Source organism: Haloarcula sp. Atlit-7R (genome assembly GCF_003666065.1).
Lineage (GTDB): Archaea > Halobacteriota > Halobacteria > Halobacteriales > Haloarculaceae > Haloarcula > Haloarcula taiwanensis.
Genome location: NZ_QXIK01000107.1, coordinates 1 through 450, shown reverse-complemented (window position 1 = coordinate 450; position 450 = coordinate 1). Strand labels below are relative to the sequence as shown.

Sequence of the window (450 nt, the reverse complement as noted above, 5' to 3'; positions counted from 1 at the left end):
GTTGCTTTCCGATCTTCATTCCTGCTCAAGAGCGCTATTCAACACAGCACTTTGAGCAGGTTTGAGAGTAGCATAGATCACTAACTTTTCGTCCTGCTCGTGCCTTATCTAGACAGTGCCATTAACTCTATAATGTCCCAATCATAAACATGTAATGTGGCACGAAAGAACGAAAAAGTGACACGAAGGAAAGCCCTCCAAATGATTGGCGCTGCTGGTTTCACATCTGGTATAGTTGGCACCGCTAGTGCCGAAGAACCTACAGTTGGGCTCCCAACTGGTAAAACAGTCCCTGAATCAAACGTAAAGCTGACAAACCAAAATAAAAGAGGAACAGGAAAGGCTAAACAACGCCCACCAAAACGCCCTCCTCGACCTAAAAGAACCTCTTCGATTCCTGATTCACCAACTAAGCAGGCTCAAGATCGAACAAAGCCGGATACAAATACG

The 450-nt window shown here is 45.3% G+C and carries 1 pseudogene; it reads left to right on the top strand.

The annotated features are described in order from the left end of the window. Nucleotides 1-156 precede the first annotated feature (156 nt). Nucleotides 157-450, top strand: a pseudogene (locus D3D01_RS24740) (Tat (twin-arginine translocation) pathway signal sequence domain protein); the annotation flags it as partial.